The sequence below is a fragment of the Streptomyces sp. NPDC056128 genome (genome assembly GCF_042263835.1).
GTDB lineage: Bacteria > Actinomycetota > Actinomycetes > Streptomycetales > Streptomycetaceae > Streptomyces.
On the sequence record NZ_JBHJVQ010000005.1, the window covers coordinates 249,727 to 265,747 of the forward strand.

Consider the following 16,021-nt stretch of genomic DNA (forward strand, 5'->3'; position numbering starts at 1 on the left):
GGCCTGGGAGCGGTGGGAGTCAGTCGACTTCGAGCGTGAGGAGGTCCGGGGTGGCCGGACGGGACGCGGAACTCGGGGCGTCCAGGTAGAAGAGCGACGTACTGGCGATGTCGTCGCCGGTGTGCCGGTAGCGGTGCGGCAGGCCGTTGCCCTGGCCCGGCCCGATGCCGAGGCTCTGCACGGTGACGCGGAGGTCTTCGGCGAACCGGACGGGGTCCAGGACGTGCCAGCGGTACATCCCGAACCGCTGCTGGCTGAGGTAGAGCCCGTCGGGGCGCAGGATCTGGTTCAGGCCGAGGTACGGGGTGGTGTACGCGGTGTAACCCTGGCCGGGGACGTCGAAGTTCCAGGCGCCGCCGAAGTAGTCCTCGGTGCCGGTGCCGCAGATCGTGGGGTACTCGTCGTCGCCGTCGAGGTAGAACTTCAGCTCGCCCTCGCCCCACCAGCCGGGGCTGTTGACGCCCCACGCCAGGTAGGTGCCGACATAGCTGCCGGCGCCGGTGACGCCGTCGAGCAGGGTGTGCACCTCGCCGAGCGGAACGGGGTGGCTGCGCCGCCACTGGGCGTGGAAGTACGAAGCGTCGTCGCCGACCTCGTCCAGCTCGTAGTCCACCTGGTAGTAGAGCGTCATCTTCTCGGCGGTCAGGTTCTCCAGGGTGATGCGCGCCGCGCGGCGGAACGGCATCGGCCAGTAGGCGTTGAAGCCGCCGTTGGGGTTGGCTGCGACGGGCACCGAGGAGACCTGGCTGAACACGTTCCAGCCGTTGCAGAAGAAGTCGCCGAGCGGCACCTCGACGGCCGGGGTCTCCTCGCCCTCCCAGTACATCCGCAGCAGCGTGCCGCGCCAGGCCCGGTGCGGGTCGGTGGTGCACCACAGGTGACGGATGGTGCCGGGGCCCTCGATGTCGGCGAGCACCGCGGTCTCGCCGGCGGGGATGTCGATGCTGGGGGAGATCTTCCAGCCCGGTCCCAGCCTGCTCGCCGCGACCGCTCCGGTGCCCTGAGTGGCCCGGCCGCCGCCGGACTTGGCGCCGGTGACGTTCTCGGCGCTGATGGAACGGCTCACGGCGCGCGTCCTGCGGGAGATGCCGTCGAGTCCAAAGTTCGTCATCGTGTCTTGCCCTCAACATCTCTGAAATCCATTTCACCGAAACGTAGAGCGGCCTCCAAGGGGTGTCAAGAGGTGAGATGGAGGTGTGTTTTCATGCCGTGCGCCCCCTGTCTGACCGGGCATTCTCTGGGAAACCGTGCCGCAGTGCGCGCTCCCTTGACGCTGAAATCGATTTCTGCAACCGTGCTCGCCATGCCTCGCAACGCAGTCATCGGTGTGGACATCGGCACGTCCAGCAGCAAGGGCGTACTCGTCGGACTCGACGGCACCCTGATCCGCTCGGCCGTACGGGAGCACACCCCCGCCAGGCCGGGCCCCGGACGCTTCGAAATGGACGCGCAGGTGTGGTGGCGCGAGTTCACCGAGCTGGCCCGGGAGTTGACCGCCGCCGGTGACACCACCGTGACCGCCGTCGGGGTCAGCGGCATGGGCCCGTGCGTGCTGCTCACCGACGAGCACGACACGCCCGTGCGCCCCGCGATCCTCTACGGCGTGGACACCCGTTCGGTCCGCCAGATCGAGCGGATCGAGGGCCGGCTCGGCGCCGAGGAGATCATCCGGCGTGGCGGGTCCGCCCTCACCACCCAGGCCGCCGGACCCAAGATCGCCTGGATCGCGGACGAGGAGCCCGACCACTACGCCCGCGCCCGCCGCCTCTACATGCCGAGTTCCTGGCTGGTCCGCAAGCTCACCGGTGCCTACGTCCTGGACCACCACTCGGCCAGCCAGTGCACACCCCTGTACGACACACACGCCCGCGAGTGGTACGCCCCCTGGGCCGCCGAGGTCGCCCCCGGCATCGAACTCCCGCCCCTGCGCTGGTCCACGGAGCCGGCCGGCACCCTCACCGCCGAGGCCGCCCGCGAGACCGGTCTGCCCTCCGGCGTTCCCGTCACCACCGGCACCGTCGACGCCTGGGCCGAGGCGCTGAGCGTGGGCGCCCAGAACACCGGCGACCTGATGCTGATGTACGGCACCACCATGTTCCTCGTCCACACCGTGCCCGAGCCGCTGACCAGCCCGTCCCTGTGGGGCACGGTCGGCGCGCTGCCCGGCACCCGCAACCTGGCCGGCGGCATGGCGACGTCCGGCGCGGTCACCAACTGGCTGCGCGACCTGTTCGCCGACGCGGACCACGCCGGGCTCACCCGCCGGGCCGCCGAGTCGGGCCCCGGCGCCAACGGCCTGCTGATGCTGCCCTACTTCTCCGGCGAGCGCACCCCGGTGATGGACCCGGACGCGCGCGGCGTCATCGCCGGACTGACCCTGTCCCACACCCGCGGCGACCTCTACCGGGCCGCCCTGGAGGCCACCGGCTTCGGCGTCCGCCACAACATCGAGGTCATCGAGGCGGCCGGCGGCGACATCCGCCGCGTGGTCGCCGTCGGCGGCGGCACCCAGGGCGCCCTGTGGACGCAGATCGTCTCCGACATCACCGGCCGCCCGCAGGAGGTGCGCACCATCACCATCGGCGCGAGCTACGGCGGCGCGCTGCTCGCCGCCGGACTCGTCGAGGACGTCTCCGTCGACGCCTGGAACCCGGTGCGCACCACGGTGACCCCGCAACCCGCCGACACCGGGCGCTACGAGGAGCTGTACGCCCTCTACCGGCGGCTCTACCCGGCCACCTCGGACGTCGTGCACACCCTGGCGACCCTCCAGGACCGCTGACCCGCGCGCCCGCCCGGCCCCGCCCCACCCGGTCCCTCGCGGACCCGCCGTCCCACCCCGCTCGACCCGCCGGCCCCCACGAGCCGCACGCACAACCTACGGAGACCGCATGACCGCGTACGCCCTGCCGACCCCCCACCAGCCGCCGGCCGCCGAGCCGGACACCGTCTACACCGTCACCAGCGGCGACCTGCGACCCGCCGCCAACACCACCTGCTGGCCCACCCAGGAGAAGCTGGAGAGCGACCTCGCGGCGGCCGTCACCGCCCTCGGCCGGAAGGTGCGCCGCGGCCACCCGGTCGACGAGGCCAAGGGCCACGGGTTCATCGACAGCCAGCGGGCCGGTATCGAGGTCTTCAGGAACCTGCCCGTGGACGCCCCGCTGATCGTCGTGGAGGCCGTGTGGCAGTACAGCCACCACGTCCTGGCCGGCCTGCGCGACCACCGGGGGCCGATCCTGGTCGTGGCCAACTGGAGCGGCGAGTTCCCGGGCCTGGTCGGCCTGCTGGGTCTGGCCGGCAGCCTCACCAAGGCCGGGATCGACTACTCCGTCCTGTGGAGCCCCGACTTCACCGACGACTGGGCCCGCGAGGGCCTGCGCACCTGGCTGGAGACCGGCGCGCTCACCCACGACACCGGCCATGTCCGGCCGCTGCCCCCGCTGCCCCGGGACGCCGAGACCGAACTCGGTACCGCCCTCGCCCGGCAGCTGCGTCAGGAGAAGGCCGTCATCGGCGTCTTCGACGAGGGCTGCATGGGCATGTACAACGCCATCATCGACGACGAGTTCCTCAACGCCCTCGGCATCTACAAGGAACGCCTCTCGCAGAGCGCCCTGGTCGCCGAGATGAACAAGGTCTCCGACGCGGAGGCGCAGGCCGTGCGCACCTGGCTCGACGACGCCGGCATGACCTTCCACACCGGCACCGACGAGGCCACCGAACTCACCGACGCCCAGCTGCTGAGCCAGTTCAAGATGTACATAGCCGCGCTGCGGATCTCCGACGACTTCGGACTCGACGCGGTCGGCATCCAGTACCAGCAGGGCCTGAAGGACACCGTCCCGGCCAGCGACCTCGCCGAGGGGCTGCTCAACAACGTCCAGCGCCCGCCCGTACTCAGCCGGGACGGCGCCCGTGAGCTGTACGCGGGGGCGCCGCTGCCGCACTTCAACGAGGTAGACGAGGGCGTCGCCGTCGACTCCCTGGTCACCAACCGCATCTGGACCGCGATGGGCCTCGACCCGGCCACCACGCTGCACGACATCCGCTGGGGCGAGGAGTACGACGGCCGGTTCGTCTGGGTCTTCGAGATCTCCGGCTCCGTCCCCGCCTCCCACCACGGCGGCTACGACAAGTCGTACAGCATGCGCCAGCCGCCGATGTTCTTCCCGCTCGGCGGCGGCACCCTCAGCGGGGTCTCCAAGCCGGGCGAGATCGTCTGGTCGCGCGTCTTCCTCATGGACGGCCGCCTCCACGTCGACCTCGGCCGGGCGAGCGCCGTCGAGCTGCCCGAGGAGGAGACCCGGCGCCGCCTGGACGCCACCAACCCCCAGTGGCCGATCATGCACGCGGTGCTGCACGGCGTCACCCGCGACCAGTTCATGGCCCGCCACCGCGCCAACCACCTCAACGTCGCCTACGCGCCCGACGCGGCGACGGCCGACAAGGCGCTGCGCGCCAAGGCGGCGCTCTTCGCCGAACTCGGCCTCGACGTGCACCTGTGCGGGGACGTGCCGCTGTAGCCCCCGGCGGGCTGCGACGAGAGCGGACGGTTCGTAGCATGACGTCATGAACGGCACAGTCCCCGACGTGATGCGGGCGGCGTACATCGACGCCGTCGGTCCGGCCGACGCCATCCGCCACGGCCCCCTCCCGGTGCCGCCGGTGGGACCCACCGACGTGCTCGTGCGGGTGTCGGCCGTGGCGGTCGACCCCGTCGACACCTTCGTACGGTCCGGCGCCTACGCCACACCGCTGCCGCTGCCCTTCGTCGTCGGCCGCGACCTGGTGGGCGAGGTCGCCCTGACCGGGTCCGGCGCGGCGGGCTTCACCCCCGGGCAGCGGGTGTGGTGCAACAGCCTGGGCCACGCGGGCCGGCAGGGCTCCTTCGCCGAGTACGCGGCGGTCGCCGCCGAACGCCTCTACGAGACGCCGCCCGGCATCGCCGCCGAACACCTCGTGGCCGCCGCCCACCCGGCGGCCTCCGCCTGGCTGGCGCTGTTCCGGCACGGACGGCTGCGGGCGGGCGAGACCGTGTACGTCGGCGGCGGCGCCGGGAACGTCGGCGGCGCGGCGGTGGCGCTGGCCGCCCGCGCCGGGGCCCGGGTGGTGGGCACGGCGCGGTCCGAGGACGCGGCGGCGGTCCGCGAGCTGGGCGCCGCCGAGGTCCTCGACCACCGGTCGCCCGACCTCGCCGAGCGCGTGCGCCGGGCCGCGCCCGACGGTTACGACGTCCACCTCGACACGTCGGGGCACGGAGTGCTCGCCGACGCCGTGGAGTCACTGGCCATGGGCGGACGGCTGATCGCGATGGTGGGGCTGGGCGGCGGGCCCTCCCCGCTGCCGGTGAGCCGGCTCTACACCAGGGACGCGAGCATCGTGGGCTTCGCCATCAGCAACGCCACGACCGCCGACCTCGCCGAGGCGGCCGAGGGCGTCGTGGGCGTACTCACCGAGACGCCGTGGCGGCCGCATATCGCCGACCGGCTGCCGTTGTCGATGACGGCGGAGGCCCACCGCCGGCTGGAGGCCGGGGAGGTGCGGGGGCGGCTGGTCCTCACACCCTCGTGACCGTCCCCGGCGCGCTCCGCCGCCCCGCGGATCACCCCAGTGGGCGGACGGTCAGCATCTGCTGCGCGTGGCCCACGGGGCCGTCGACGTCGTGCAGCACGGTGCTGGTGACGCCCTGGCCGGTGGGGCCGAAGACGACGGTGGTGTCCAGGCCGGTCCAGGGCCCGCGGGGCGCGCGGTGCAGGTGCAGGGTCAGGTCGACGTTCGGGAACATCCACTCCGTCGGCGACTGCCGTACGGCGATGCCGTTGGCGGTGTCCACCAGGGTGACGTAGGAGGCCAGCGGGCTCGCGGTCTCCCCGGCGACCAGGTCGAGGCCGGTGGAGACCCAGGCGGTGGTGCGGCCGGGGAGGGGCGGTGCGACCGGGCGCACGTCCAGGGAGGCGATGTATCCGCCGGGCCACGCGGTGTCCATGGGCCAGGGGGCGAGGGTCTCCGGCGCGGCGAGCCGGTCCGCGCCGCCGCCCGCCACGGCGCCGGTGTCCACGTCGGCCAGCAGCCAGGCCCTGGCCCGGGTCACGGACCGGCCGGCGATGAGCACGGTCGCCTCGACCAGTTCTATCGTGCGGCCGGGGCGCACGGTCTCCACCCGGATCTCGCACTCGTCCAGCGCCGGGCGGCCGAGGATGTCGAAGCTGATCCGGCTCACCGACATGGCCGCACCCTCCCGCCCGGCCAGGTGGCGGTCGACGGCGTGCACGATCAGGCCGCCGAGCGGACTGAAGTGCTGCTCGTCCGCGCTCCACGCCCCGCCGGCGTGCCGGGTGGGCTTGTAGCGGTGCTCGTCGATCCGCTCGTAGTAGCTGTCCGGGGTCGCGGTGCTGGTGTTCAACGGGCTGCTCCTGGGACGACGGCGGCGACGAGAGGGGCCCCGGGCGGCGGTGCCCGGGCCGCGACCAGGATAGTTCCGCCGCCGAACGGGTCATCTCCCGAGTGGCCCGTCCCCGGCTGGGAACCCAGTGGGCCAGCGGCGTGGGCCCGCACGCGGAGGAGCGGCGCGACGAGGAGTGAGGCGACATGAACGGCGACGAGTTGCAGGAGATCTGGGACGGCTTCCGCGAGCTGGTGAACATGGCACCGGCCGACCTGGAGGCGTGGCTGGAGACCGAGGAGTCCCTGGACGCCGGTCACCACCAGGACGGGGGCGAGTCCACCGGACACGCGTCCGGCCGCCGGATCGTGCGGATCCAGCGGACGAACAGGGAAGACCTCTCGGACGACGACTACGAGCACATGCGCAAGGTCGTCGGCTACGTCCGCCGGCACCTGGCCCAGCGCCCGTCGGGCGACGTCGAGGACTCCAGGTGGCGTTACTCGCTCATGAACTGGGGCCACGACCCGCTCGCGTGACACCGCCACCGCGCCCGCCGGAAGGAGACGCACCTGATGGGAGACCCGCACCGGCGCCCCGAGGGCGTCAGCGACGAGACCGTGGCGGCCCTGGGCTCCCTGTCCAAGGCCCTGGAGACGACCGAGTGCGCCCGCGGGCACCTGTTCGCCTTCCACCAGCTGACCGGCTCGGCGGACTTCGAGCTGGACCGCGCCGTCGAACTGCTGCGCGCCGCCGGCCATCCGGAGTGGGCGGAACGGGTCCGCACGGAGATCCTGGGCCGCAACGTCATCCCCGGCCACTGGACGTTCCAGGTCGTCGAGGCGTACGACCGGACCTATTACGAGCCGTTCAGGGACCTGGAGCGCGAGGCCGTGGACCGGCTCGCCGAGGGCCGCGACCACCTGTACGAGGCGGAGCTGAAGGAGGCGCGCCGCACCCGGAACCACCCGGACCACACGGCCGGCCCCGACGGCCCTGCCACCTGACGTCCGCCGGCGGCGTGCCCGGCGCGGCCGTTCAGTCGCGTCCGCGGGCCCGCTTGAAGCGGTCCAGGCCCTCGGCGAGGTCGACGATCGGGTCCGGGTAGGCGTCGTACCGCGCGCGCTCCCGGCCCGTCAGCCGCCACGGCTCGTGCACGGACCGCCCCTCCAGGCCCGCCAGTTCGGGCACCCAGCGCCGGACGTACGTCCCGTCCGGGTCGAAGCGCCGTGCCTGGGTCGTGGGGTTGAGGACGCGGTGCGGGCGGGTGTCCGTGCCGGTGCCGGCGGCCCACTGCCAGTTGAGCTGGTTGTTGGCCACGTCGCCGTCCACGAGCAGGTCCAGGAAGTGCCGGGCGCCCACCCGCCAGTCGATGTAGAGCGTCTTGGTGAGGAAGCTGGCGGTCAGCAGCCGGGCCCGGTTGTGCATCCAGCCCTCGTGCCGCAACTGGCGCATGGCCGCGTCGACGACCGGATAGCCCGTGCGCCCGTCCTTCCACGCGGCGATGTCCTCGTCGGCCTCGGCACCGGTGCGCCAGTGGTCGTGCCGGGTGCGGTAGTCGTGCGCCGAGGAGCGCGGCCGCGCGGACAGCACCTGGTGGTGGAAGTCCCGCCAGGCGACCTGCCGCACGAACGCCTCCGCGCCGGCTCCGCCCTTGCCGCGGGCGCGGTGGACCAGCTCGACGGGGGAGAGGGCACCGAAGTGCAGATGGGGGGAGAGCCGGGAGGTGGCGTCGCCGGCCAGGTCGTCGTGGCCGTCCGCGTAGCCGGTGATGCCGTCGCGCAGCCAGGCCGTCAGCCGCTTCCTGGCCTCCCGCTCGCCGCCGGCCGGCAGCCCCGGGGACAGCCCCGGCACGTCCTGGCGGCGCGGCAGCGGCTCCGTGCCGAGGCCGTCCGGGACGCCGACCTTGCGGGGCGCGGCCAGCGCGTCGCGGACGGAGCACTCGCTCCAGCGCCGGAAGTACGGCGTGAAGACGGCGAAGTGGTCGGAGGAAGCCGGGGTGACCGCCCCCGGCGCCAGTACGGTCGTCACGGCGTCGTGGACGTGCAGTCGGCAGCCCCGCGCATCGAGGGCGTCCCGGAGCAGTTCCTCGCGCCGGTGGGCGTGCCCGCTGACGTCGGCCGCCATGTGCACCTCGTCGGCCCCCGCCTCGCCGACCACCGTGCACACCTCCTCGACCAGGTCGCCGGAGCGGACGATCAGCCGGCCGCCCCGCTCCCGCAGCCCCGCGTCCAGGTCGCGCAGGCAGTCGGCGAGGAAGGCGAGCCGGTTGGGCGCGGCGAAGCCGGCGGCGTCGACGGCCCGGTCGCGGACGAACAGCGGCACGACGGTCGCGGACCCGTCGAGAGCGGCGCGCAGCGGCGGATGGTCGTGCAGCCGCAGGTCGCGGGTGAACAGGACGACCGACGTGGTCATGACGCTCCTCGGAGGGGGATCGGGCGCCCGGGCCGCCGAACACCGCGGCGTGGAAGGGCCACACGCTCCACCAGTAGGCGTGCCCGGCCAGCCCGTGCGGATGGAACAGCGCCCGCTGGCGGTACCGCGTCCGGCCGGCGCCGTCGGTGTCGGCGTGCATCTCCAGCCAGGCCAGGCCCGGCAGCCGCATCTCGGCGCGCAGCCGCAGCAGCCGGCCGGGGACGATCTCCTCCACCCGCCAGAAGTCGAGCGAGTCGCCGGCCCGCAGCCGCGCGGCGTCCCGGCGGCCGCGGCGCAGGCCGACCCCACCGACCAGCCGGTCGAGCCAGCCCCGTACCGCCCAGGCCAGCGGGAAGGAGTACCAGCCGTTGTCGCCGCCGATCCCCTCGATGACCCGCCACAGCGCGGCGGGCGGCGCGTCGACGGTGAGCGTGCGGTGGTCGGTGTAGAGGCTGCCGCCCGCCCAGTCGGGGTCGGTGGGCAGCGGATCGCTGGGCGCCCCGGGCACCGACGCGGACGACCAGCGGGTGGTGACCTGGGCGTCCCGCACGCGTTGCAGGGCCAGCCGCAGCGCGCCGTCGAAGCCGAGCGGGTAGCCCGGCGGGGCGGGCACGTACCGCAGGATGTCGTGCTCCCGGCACACCACCTCGTGCCGCAGCGACTCGGTGAGCGGGCGCGCGATCGAGGCGGGGACCGGCGTGATCAGGCCGACCCAGTGGCTGGACAGGCCCGGCGAGAGCATCGGCACGGAGACGATCAGCCGCCGGGGCAGCTGTGCGACCTCGGCGTAACGGACCATCATCTCGCGGTAGGTGAGGATGTCCGGCCCGCCGACGTCGAAGGCGCGCGACACCTCGGCCGGCATGCCTGCGCTGCCGACTAGCGCGCGCAGCACGTCGCGGACGGCGATCGGCTGGATGCGGGTGTGGACCCAGCTGGGCGTGACCATCACCGGCAGCCGTTCGGTGAGGTAGCGCAGCATCTCGAAGGAGGCCGACCCGGAACCGATGACGATCGCGGCGCGCAGCACGGTCGTGGGCACCCCGGAGGCCAGCAGGATGCGGCCGACCTCGGCGCGGGAGCGCAGGTGCGGGGAGAGTTCCCGTTCCGGCACGTCCGACGGGGTCAGGCCGCCGAGGTAGACGATGCGCCGCACGCCGGCCGCCTCGGCCCGGTCGGCGAAGGTGCGCGCCGCCCGCCGGTCCGTCTCCTCGAAGTCCTCGCCGCTGCCCAGCGCGTGCACCAGGTAGTAGGCGACGTCGACGCCCTCCATCGCCCGCGCCACCGAGTCGGCGTCCAGGACGTCTCCGCGCACCACCTCGGCCTCCCCGGCCCACGGATGGTCGCGCAGCTTGTGCGGGGAGCGGGCCAGGCACCGCACCCGGTGCCCGGCGCCGAGCAGTTCCGGCACGAGGCGGCCGCCGACGTACCCGGTGGCGCCGGTGACGAGGCAGCGCAGCCCGGTCCCGCCGCCCTCGCTCGGGCCTGCGCCGTTCGCGCGGTCGTGTTCTGGGCTCATGGGGCTCCGTCTCTCACGGGACAGTCGTCACGTGATCACTTCCCGCGCGTGTACGGCGATGGATGCGCGGTGGCCCAGGTTGACCCTTCTATACGCTGATCGCGTGGCGACAGCGAACCAGCGCGGGCAGCACGCGCACGAACGGGGGACCGGGGCCGGTCCCGAGGCGAGTGACCTGCACGTCCTCGCCTCGCACCTGAGGCGGATGAACGGCGAGATCAACCGCCTCGTGCACGGTTTCGCCGGAACCCACGGCCTGCACGCCACCGACGTGCAGGCGCTCGCCGCGATCCTGGACTCGCCCGACCCCATGACACCGGGCCGGCTGCGCGAGCACCTGGGGCTCACCTCGGGCGCGGTCACCGCGTGCGTGGACCGGCTGGAGCGCGCGGGGCACGTGCGCCGGGTCCGGGAGAGCGCCGACCGCAGGGTCGTCCACCTGCACTACGTGCCCGACGCGCGGGCGGCGGCCCGGACGTACTTCCGCCCGCTGGCCGAGGCCGCCGCGTCCGCACGCGCGCGCTTCGACGAGGACGAACTGGCGGTCGTGGTGCGCTTCCTGGCGGCGATGAACCAGGAACTGGGCCTGGTGCGCTCCGAGGACGGCTGATTCACCGCCGTCCGCCGCATCCGGAGGACCCGGCGGGGCAGAAGTCGGTGTGTCACGAGGGCCCCCAGTAGTTCAATCATTGAGATTGTTTATGATCGAGCTACTTTCCTCGCCGCCGGAGACCAGGAGACCTGAAGACCGATGTCCATCCCCACCCGACGCGCCCGCTGGCTCGTCCCCGTCGTCCTGCTCCTGGCCTGGCTCGGCATCGGCGGAGTGCTCGGCCCGTACGCCGGGAAGCTTGGCGAGGTCGCCACCAACGACCAGGCAGCCTTCCTGCCGCGCAGCGCGGAGTCCACCCAGGTCGTCGACGCCCAGAAGGCGTTCCAGCAGGACGAGACGCTCCCGGTGATCGTCGTGTGGACCGCGGACGACGGCGGCTCCGTCACCGAGCACCGCGCGGCGGCCACCCGGTCGGTCGCCTCCGTCGAGGGCGGGCCCGGCGTCGTGGGGTCCCCGTCACCCGCCCTGCCCTCCGAGGACGGCGAGGCGCTCCAGGCCGTCGTCCAGCTGAGGCCCGACCTCGGCGAGGCACTGCCCGACGCCCTGGAACGCGTCCAGGACGCCGTCGGGAAGGTGCCCGGCACCGAGGCGCAGCTCGCGGGACCGGCCGCCTCCCAGGCCGACCTCTCCGACGCCTTCTCCGGCATCGACGGACTGCTGCTCGGCGTCGCCCTGATCACCGTGCTGGTGATCCTGCTGCTCGTCTACCGCAGCGTCCTGCTGCCCCTGGTCATCATCCTCGGCGCGGTCTTCGCCCTCGGCCTGGCCTGCGCGATCGTGTACGCCCTCGCCGACCGCGGCGTCGTACGCGTGGACGGGCAGGTCCAGGGCATCCTCTCCATCCTGGTCATCGGCGCCGCCACCGACTACGCGCTGCTGCTCACCGCCCGCTTCCGCGAGGAACTCGCCCGCCACCCCGACCGGTTCGGCGCCGTGCTCGCCGCGCTGCGGGCCTCCTGGGGCGCCGTCGTCGCCAGTGCGGCGACCGTCGCCCTGGGCCTGCTGGCGCTGCTGCTCAGCGACCTGACCAACAACCGCGCGCTCGGACCCGTCGGCGCCATCGGCATCGTCTGCGCGGTGCTGAGCACCCTCACCTTCCTGCCCGCCGTGCTGGTGCTGCTCGGCCGCGCCGCCTACTGGCCGGCCAAGCCCGTCCGGACCGGCGACCCCGAGGCCGGGCACCGCCTGTGGCACCGCATCGCCGAACTGGTGGACCGGGCACCGCGCCGCATCTGGGCGATCTCGCTCGCCGCGCTGATCGCCTGCGCCGCCTTCGCGCCGACCCTGATCTCCCGGGGCGTCCCGCTGGACGAGATCTTCGTCAACGACGCGCCCTCGGTCTCCGCCCAGCAGACGCTGGCCCGGCACTTCCCGGGCGGCTCCGGCAACCCCGCCGTGATCATCGCCGACGCCGACCGGCTGGATCCGGTCCTCACGGCCGCCCGCGACACCCGCGGCGTCGCCTCCGCCGCCCCGGTCACCGAGTCCGGCCGCCCGGGCGGCGGGGAGCCGAGAGTCGTCGACGGGCGGGTGCGGATCGACGCGACGCTCCAGGCGCCGGCCGACAGCGACGCCGCCAAGAGCGCGGTGTCCCGGCTCAGGTCCGCCGTCCACGAGGTGCCCGGGGCGGACGCCCTGGTCGGCGGCTACACCGCCCAGCAGTACGACACCCAGCGCACCGCCGAACACGACCGCACGCTCATCGTGCCCGTGGTCCTCGCCATCATCCTGGTCATCCTGATCGCCCTGCTGCGCTCCCTGCTGATGCCGGTGCTGCTGGTGGCGACGGTGGCGCTGAACTTCCTGGCCACCCTGGGCATCTCGGCCCTCGTCTTCACCCACGTGTTCGGTTTCAGCGGCACGGACGCCTCCGTCCCGCTGTACGGGTTCGTGTTCCTGGTCGCCCTGGGCGTGGACTACAACATCTTCCTGATGTCCCGGGTGCGCCAGGAGTCGCTGCAGCACGGGGTGCGGGAGGGCATCCTGCGGGGCCTGACCGCCACCGGCGGCGTGATCACCTCGGCCGGTGTCGTCCTCGCCGCCACCTTCGCCGCGCTCGGGGTGATCCCGCTGGCCTTCCTGGTGCAGATCGCCTTCATCGTCGCCTTCGGCGTCCTGCTGGACACCCTCGTGGTGCGCTCCCTGCTGGTGCCCGCGCTCGCCCGCGACATCGGCCGCATCGCCTGGTGGCCGAGCCGGCTCGGCCACCGCACACCGCCCGGGACGGAGTGACCCGGGCGGGACGTCACGCGCCGGGAGTCCCCGCGGCGGGCCGCACCGTGCCGAGGAAGCGCCGCACCTCGATCTCGATGACGACCCGCTCCGGGTTCTCCCGGGGCTGCCGGTAGCGGGCCGCGTACCGGACCTCCGCGTCGCGGACCGACCCGGCGTCCTCCCGCACGGTCGCGACGCCCTCCAGCGTGGACCAGCGTCTGCCGTCCACCTGCCCCACGGCGACGACGGCGGACCCGGCCCGCAGCACGTTGCGGGCCTTGGCGGTGCCCCGGCCGGTGATGACCCGCGCCGTGCGCGTGGTGTGGTCGTACGTCACTCCGACCGGGACCAGGTGCGGGCTCCCGTCCGCGCGCGGCGTCGACAGGAAGCACACCCGGCGCTCCCGCCAGAACCCGACGAACTCCTCGTCCGCGTCGTGCCGTTCCCCGGTGTCCATCCGATCTCCTCGTCCGAGCCGCGTGTGTCCCGTCGGGAACAGCATCGCCCGAGGCGCCGCGGTGCCGCTCGGCGGGGTGCGCGCACCGGGATCAGGCGGCGGCGTCCCGTTCCGCGGAGGGCGGCGCGGCCGCCTCGGGGCGGCGGGCCGGGGAGTCCTGGCCGCGGCCGCCCAGGAGGAGTCTCAGATGGCGGCGCCGGGCGTGCCGGGCCGGTACCGGATCGGCGAACAGCCGGTCCTCCAGATACGTCATGGTGAACAGCAGCAACCCGACTCCGGGCAGCAGCAGGACGGCAACGTAAACCACGGCGCGGGTCCCCCTCCGCTGTGGACGACTCCATTCGGGTGCCCCGGCGGACGCCGGTGATGGGCCGGTACGGAGTGAAGATGACGCAACTGTCGGACATAAGGGTCAAGTAACGGGACGGGGAAGGAGGGTGCCTGTGTCGCGGCTCACCGGGCGTCATGTTCGCGCCGCGGGTGGGTAGGCGGCCCCGACGGCAGACACGTCATCCCCGAAGAACGGAGCAGCCGAGCCGATGTCGCACCCCTTCCCACCCACCCACCAGGTCACGAACCCGCAGTTGGCGGCCTCGTGGTCGGACTGGTTCGGCGACCACACCGAGGCGCTCATCGGGATACCCCTGCGCATCGCGCTCATCGTCGTGATCCTGCTGGTGCTGCGCGCGGTGGCCAAGCGGGCCATCACCCGGGTCGTCCAGCGGGTCCTGGAACCGCCGGCGGGCGAGGCCGAGCGGAGCAGGCCCCGCAGGTCCGGCCGAGGTGCCGCCGTCCTGCACCGCGACCGGTCCCGGGCGCGGCAGCGCCGCGAACAGCGGGCCCGCACCATCGGCTCGGTGCTCAGCAGCGTCGTGACCATCGTGCTGTTCATGGTCGGCGTGGCCATGGTGCTCGACCAGGTCGGCATCGCGCTCGGTCCGCTGCTCGCCAGCGCCGGAGTGGTCGGCCTGGCCATCGGTTTCGGCGCGCAGAGCCTCGTCGCCGACTACCTGTCCGGCCTGCTCATCATGGTCGAGGACCAGTACGGCGTCGGCGACTCCGTCGACCTCGGGGAGGCCATCGGCGAGGTGGAGCACGTCGGCCTGCGGCTGACCCACGTACGCGACCTCAACGGCGGCCTGTGGCACATCCGCAACGGCGAGATCCTGCGGGTCCGCAACGACAGCCAGGAGTGGGCGCGGGCCGTCCTGGACGTCGCCGTCGCTCACGACGCGAACCTCGACACGGTCTACCGCGTGCTGGAGGACACCGGCCGCGCGCTGCGCGACGAACCGGAGTTCGCGGACGTCCTGCTGGAGGACCCCGCCGTGTGGGGCGTGCAGTCCCTGGACGCCGAGGGCGTGCTGGTGCGCCTCGCGGTCAAGACCGTGCCGCTCCAGCAGTGGGGCGTCACCCGCGAGCTGCGCCGCCGGGTCAAGGACGCGCTGGACGATGCGGGCATCGAGATTCCCTTCCCGCGGCGGACCGTCTGGCTGCGCACCGACCCGGCGGACGCCGAGGCGGACGCGCTCACCCGCTGACACGCGAGGGGCGGGATTTGCCGGTCCGGCAAACGCCTTTGGCGTCGCCGGTGCGGCCGGTGCAGCCTGCGTACGGGCGCGTGCACATGGCGCGCGTCCCGTACCGCAGACGTGTTCGACCGCCGCCCAGGAGACACCATGACCGACCTGCCCCTCCCCGCCCCCGCCGCGGAGTTCTGGGAGGCCCGCTACCGCGACACCGACCGCGTCTGGAGCGGCCGCCCCAACGGCCTGCTGGTCCGCGAGGCGAGCGACCTCACGCCCGGGACCGCGCTGGACCTCGGCTGCGGTGAAGGCGCGGACGCCGTGTGGCTGGCCGCCCGTGGCTGGCGGGTCACCGGCGTGGACATCTCCGGCACCGCCCTCGAACGCGCCGCCGGGCACGCGGCCGACGCCGGGGTGGGCGACCGGGTCGCCTGGGAACGCCACGAGCTGGGACTCTCCTTCCCCGAGGGCGCCTTCGACCTGGTCAACGCGCAGTACCTGCAGTCCCCGGTCGCCTTCGATCAGCGGGCGGTACTGGACGCCGCGGCGCGGGCCGTGGCACGCGGCGGCACGCTGCTGGTCGTGATGCACGCGGGCTGGCCCTCCTGGCAGACCGAGCCGCCCTTCGACGCCGTCTTCCCCACCCTGGACGGGGTCCTCGCCGAACTCGCCCTGCCGGACGGCGAGTGGACCGTCGAGACCGCGGAGACCGTCCGCCGTCCGAGCGTCTCGCCGGAGGGTGCCGAGGGCTTCCGCGAGGACAACGTGTGGCGCCTGCGACGGGCGTGAGAACCCCACGGCGCCCCGTATGTCGCATTTGTTGAAGAAGTTATCTTCTGAGAATTTTGAGAAGAGAGGCATGTTTTGGGACTCACCGGACACCCTGGGGTGT

At 73.4% G+C, this 16,021-nt stretch carries 14 protein-coding genes and 1 pseudogene; 9 read left to right on the forward strand and 6 right to left on the reverse strand.

What is annotated here, in order from left to right; genetic code table 11:
• Positions 1–19 precede the first annotated feature (19 nt).
• Positions 20–1,111 (reverse strand): glycoside hydrolase family 172 protein, encoded by a 1,092-nt coding sequence (locus ACFC1X_RS14185; protein ID WP_376352751.1) that lies wholly within the window; start codon positions 1,109–1,111, stop codon positions 20–22.
• A gap of 192 nt (positions 1,112–1,303) precedes the next feature.
• On the opposite strand from ACFC1X_RS14185, the gene ACFC1X_RS14190 reads away from it, so the two are divergent.
• From ACFC1X_RS14190 to ACFC1X_RS14200, 3 genes are all read left to right on the forward strand, one after another.
• Entirely contained in the window at positions 1,304–2,782 is a 1,479-nt protein-coding gene (locus ACFC1X_RS14190; protein WP_376352754.1) for an FGGY-family carbohydrate kinase, read from the forward strand.
• Positions 2,783–2,891: 109 nt separating this feature from the next.
• Positions 2,892–4,526, forward strand: a complete 1,635-nt coding sequence (locus tag ACFC1X_RS14195; RefSeq protein ID WP_376352757.1) for a fucose isomerase — start codon at positions 2,892–2,894, stop codon at positions 4,524–4,526.
• 46 nt (positions 4,527–4,572) lie between these two features.
• Positions 4,573–5,574 carry an NADPH:quinone reductase gene (locus ACFC1X_RS14200; protein ID WP_376352760.1) on the forward strand — a complete coding sequence of 334 codons (1,002 nt, stop codon included), beginning with the start codon at positions 4,573–4,575 and terminating at the stop codon, positions 5,572–5,574.
• Between the two features lie 31 nt (positions 5,575–5,605).
• On the opposite strand, the gene ACFC1X_RS14205 is transcribed toward ACFC1X_RS14200, so the two are convergent.
• Positions 5,606–6,406, reverse strand: a complete 801-nt coding sequence (locus tag ACFC1X_RS14205; RefSeq protein ID WP_376352762.1) for a thioesterase family protein — start codon at positions 6,404–6,406, stop codon at positions 5,606–5,608.
• Positions 6,407–6,591: 185 nt separating this feature from the next.
• Between ACFC1X_RS14205 and ACFC1X_RS14210 the strand changes: the two genes are divergently transcribed.
• On the forward strand, positions 6,592–6,924 hold the full coding sequence (locus ACFC1X_RS14210) for a DUF3140 domain-containing protein (protein ID WP_376352765.1): 333 nt from the start codon (positions 6,592–6,594) through the stop codon (positions 6,922–6,924).
• 36 nt (positions 6,925–6,960) lie between these two features.
• A complete protein-coding gene (locus ACFC1X_RS14215; protein WP_376352768.1) occupies positions 6,961–7,392 on the forward strand; it encodes a hypothetical protein in 432 nt (143 codons plus the stop codon).
• Positions 7,393–7,423: 31 nt separating this feature from the next.
• On the opposite strand, the gene ACFC1X_RS14220 is transcribed toward ACFC1X_RS14215, so the two are convergent.
• Together ACFC1X_RS14220 and ACFC1X_RS14225 are read right to left on the reverse strand one after the other, a co-directional pair.
• Positions 7,424–8,800: a cryptochrome/photolyase family protein gene (locus ACFC1X_RS14220; RefSeq protein WP_376352771.1), complete on the reverse strand. Its 1,377-nt coding sequence runs from the start codon at positions 8,798–8,800 to the stop codon at positions 7,424–7,426.
• Between the two features lie 31 nt (positions 8,801–8,831).
• Positions 8,832–10,319, reverse strand: a pseudogene (locus tag ACFC1X_RS14225) (SDR family oxidoreductase); the annotation flags it as partial.
• Between the two features lie 103 nt (positions 10,320–10,422).
• Here ACFC1X_RS14225 and ACFC1X_RS14230 point away from each other — a divergent pair.
• On the forward strand, positions 10,423–10,929 hold the full coding sequence (locus ACFC1X_RS14230; protein WP_376352774.1) for a MarR family winged helix-turn-helix transcriptional regulator: 507 nt from the start codon (positions 10,423–10,425) through the stop codon (positions 10,927–10,929).
• A 141-nt stretch (positions 10,930–11,070) separates the two neighbouring features.
• Complete coding sequence (locus tag ACFC1X_RS14235) at positions 11,071–13,164, forward strand: MMPL family transporter (RefSeq protein WP_376352777.1); 2,094 nt, start codon at positions 11,071–11,073, stop codon at positions 13,162–13,164.
• A gap of 13 nt (positions 13,165–13,177) precedes the next feature.
• Here ACFC1X_RS14235 and ACFC1X_RS14240 read toward each other — a convergent pair whose 3' ends face one another.
• Both ACFC1X_RS14240 and ACFC1X_RS14245 read right to left on the reverse strand, forming a co-directional pair.
• Positions 13,178–13,603: a PPOX class F420-dependent oxidoreductase gene (locus ACFC1X_RS14240; protein ID WP_376352779.1), complete on the reverse strand. Its 426-nt coding sequence runs from the start codon at positions 13,601–13,603 to the stop codon at positions 13,178–13,180.
• A 91-nt stretch (positions 13,604–13,694) separates the two neighbouring features.
• Entirely contained in the window at positions 13,695–13,910 is a 216-nt protein-coding gene (locus tag ACFC1X_RS14245) for a hypothetical protein (RefSeq protein ID WP_376352782.1), read from the reverse strand.
• Between the two features lie 232 nt (positions 13,911–14,142).
• Here ACFC1X_RS14245 and ACFC1X_RS14250 point away from each other — a divergent pair, with 232 nt between their 5' ends.
• Both ACFC1X_RS14250 and ACFC1X_RS14255 read left to right on the forward strand, forming a co-directional pair.
• Positions 14,143–15,144 carry a mechanosensitive ion channel family protein gene (locus ACFC1X_RS14250; protein ID WP_376352784.1) on the forward strand — a complete coding sequence of 334 codons (1,002 nt, stop codon included), beginning with the start codon at positions 14,143–14,145 and terminating at the stop codon, positions 15,142–15,144.
• Positions 15,145–15,282: 138 nt separating this feature from the next.
• The gene (locus ACFC1X_RS14255) at positions 15,283–15,918 is read left to right on the forward strand and encodes a class I SAM-dependent methyltransferase (protein ID WP_376352786.1); all 636 of its coding nucleotides are present in this window, start codon (positions 15,283–15,285) and stop codon (positions 15,916–15,918) included.
• Positions 15,919–16,021 lie beyond the last annotated feature (103 nt).